Raw genomic sequence first — 2681 nt, forward strand, 5'->3', positions numbered from 1 at the left:
CGCCGGCTGCTGCCGCTGGCGACGGGCATGAAGCCGATCGCGTCACCCCGCAGCATCGGGCGCTCCGGACTCGACCGGGGTCATCGCGGCCATCTGGCGCGCCAGCACGGCGATCAGGAACAAAGCCAGCTGGTCAGGGCGGATGCCATACCGGTCATGCGTGCCCTCGGCGTCTTCCCAGACATCGTGGCAGCACCAGCCATAGCGCCGCCAATCGAGCCCGTGGCTTTCCATGATCGCGAACGCCTGCTGCGCCTTTGGCCCAAAATGCAGCCGCGCTGCATCAACGCCCTTGGCCGCAACCGCCGATGTCCATTGAAAAAACCCGAGCGCCGCCGCGATATCGAGCCCAGCCCGATATTCGGCCTCGCGCATGCTCCCACGCCAATGCTTCTCGCGTTCATCGGACGTATTGATGGTGCCGCTGGCGGCGTGGACCAGCGCCCAGCGATGCGACGCGCGGCCCAGCCCGATCAGATCGTCTGACCCCGGCGAAAAAGCCCGTGAAGGATAACCATGGTGGCTGGCAACCGCGATCAATGTACGTTCCCCGGCCAGCCCGCCATAGCTGAACAGGCCCAACGCACCGGCAATTCCCGTCGTATCAGCAACGGCGCCGATGCCCGGCGCACTGTTCCAAAACAGGGGATGGGTATAGTTCAAGTCGCCAAGAAACATCTGCGCACCAGCAGGGCTCAGTTCTGTCGTGATCGGGTTCTGATCGTAGCAGGCGAAATCGCCGCCGCGCATTTCCATCCTTGCGAACGGCACCGCCACGCCAACGCCAAATTTGCCCTCCTGCGCGATCCAGTTGCCATTGCCATCGCGCGGCAGATAATCATGCGTGTGGGCAGCAGCGGCGTAGCTGCCTGCCGGTTGCTTGCCATCGAGCGCCGCCGCAAGACCCGAGATGTCGGCGATCATATGGTCGTGATCGGAACGATCATCGCGCGCGGCAAACCACTCAGCAGCGACCGTCAGGGTTACGGTTTTAAGCCCCGCCGAAAAATCGAACGGGCCAGTGCCCGACGACACGCTGAGCGGGCTGCGCTGCAGCAGGCCGTCGCTGCCGATCTCGCCGACCCCCACTTCCCACTCGCCCTCGTGCGTCACCCCGGCAATGGCATAGTGAAAACGCCCACCGGGCGGCACAATGCCTGCAAAGCTGCGGTGGCCAGGCGCTGCGCCACCCAGCGCAAAAGGGCCAGGTCCGCTGGTGGTGCTGGTTTCGCGCACAAGATCGGCAAAAAACAGTTCGGGCATCAGGGCAGTTTCCTGTTGCTAAAAGAAGCACTGCCCGCGCGGCAGGGGACCCGCGCGGGCAGCGTGCCGGACGCCGCATGGCATCCGGCAATCGGGGTGAGTAAGCGGGACGAACCGGTCAGCTCGCCGCGAACTTCATCAGCTTGATCGCTTCGGCATTCATCACCTGCCCGCCGATCCGGCGCGTGGCGTAAAAATGCACAAACGGCTTGTTGGTGAACGGATCACGCAGGATGCTGGTCGCGCTGCGTTCTGCGATCAGATAGCCTGCGCGAAAGTTGCCGAATGCAATCGACAGGCTGTTCGCGGCAATATCGGGCATGTCCTCTGCTTCAACCACCGGATAGCCCAGCAGAGTCGCGGGCTGGCCGGCAGCGAGCGAGGGCTGCCACAGAAATGCGCCATCATCGCTCTTGAGCTTGCGGATGCGCGCCAGCGTGCTGGAGTTCATCACGAACGATGCCCCCTGCCGATAGGCGGGGCGCAGCGCGTGCACCAGATCGACCAGCCGGTCCTGCGGATCAGCTGCAGCGAAATTGCCCTCCGCGCCTGCCGCCACATATTGCAGCGTGCCAAAGGCACGCACCCCATCGACCTGCGGGGTGGGCGTGCCGGTCAGGAAGCCGCGCGGCTGGTTGGTGCCGCTTCCGCCGACAAAGGCTGCACCTTCTGCGCGCGCAAACTCCTCCGCGATCTCGCTGGCCAGCCAGCTTTCGACATCGAACGCGGCATCGTCAAGCATCGCCTGGCTGGCTGCCGGATTGGCGTAAAGCTCTCCAGTCGGCGGCGCGATTTCAGCAAAGGCCGGCGTATCGGTTTCGGGCCGCGCCGCAATCTCGCTGACCCAGCCCGACGGCGTGCCGCCGGTGGTCACCAGCTTGCGATAGCCCGCCGTGCCGGTCTGCACCACGGTGGCGATGCTGCGGATCGGCGAGATGTCGGCGAGCGTCCGGCCGATCAGCGCATCGATCTCGCGCGGCACCGCATAGCCGCCTTCGGGGCCGGTGGTCGCGGCAAAGCTCTTGATCTCGCTTTCCAGTCCGCGACGCAGATAGCGATCGACAAAGCTCTTGGTTTCGGGCGCACGCGCGTCACCTTCGCCGCCTAGCGTCGGACGGCCCGACAGGCGGGCGAGCCGCTCAATGCGCTCCTGCAGTGTGGCGCTCTGGCCTTTCACATCGGCGATGTCGGCCTTCACGCCATCAAGGCCGGTTTCCAGCGCGGCAATGCGCTCGCCATGCTCTTCGGTCTGCAAAATCGCATCAAACGACGCGGCCAGCGGATCGGCATCCGCTTTGAACTGCGCGGGGTCGGGGGGCATTTCCATAAAATATTCCTTTCAGGTGATACGGGCACCACGCCCGGATTTCAGACACAAAAAACCCCGCCGGAGCGGGGCAGATGGGCAAATGGTTTCA

At 64.6% G+C, this 2681-nt stretch carries 2 protein-coding genes; both read right to left on the minus strand.

Annotated elements, in window-relative coordinates:
* Window positions 1-42 precede the first annotated feature (42 nt).
* Window positions 43-1263 carry a tail fiber domain-containing protein gene (locus ACEW8G_RS08435; protein WP_373487982.1) on the minus strand — a complete coding sequence of 407 codons (1221 nt, stop codon included), beginning with the start codon at window positions 1261-1263 and terminating at the stop codon, window positions 43-45.
* 118 nt (window positions 1264-1381) lie between these two features.
* On the minus strand, window positions 1382-2590 hold the full coding sequence (locus ACEW8G_RS08440; RefSeq protein WP_373487983.1) for a phage major capsid protein: 1209 nt from the start codon (window positions 2588-2590) through the stop codon (window positions 1382-1384).
* Window positions 2591-2681: the final 91 nt, after the last annotated feature.

It is taken from the genome of Blastomonas sp., from assembly GCF_041747255.1.
Classification (GTDB): domain Bacteria; phylum Pseudomonadota; class Alphaproteobacteria; order Sphingomonadales; family Sphingomonadaceae; genus Blastomonas.

What these genes read in the sequence shown, in the direction of transcription:
- ACEW8G_RS08440 (WP_373487983.1), bottom strand. Translation starts at nt 2,590, where the DNA reads ATGGAAATGCCCCCCGACCCCGCGCAGTTCAAAGCGGATGCCGATCCG.
- ACEW8G_RS08435 (WP_373487982.1), bottom strand. Translation starts at nt 1,263, where the DNA reads ATGCCCGAACTGTTTTTTGCCGATCTTGTGCGCGAAACCAGCACCACC.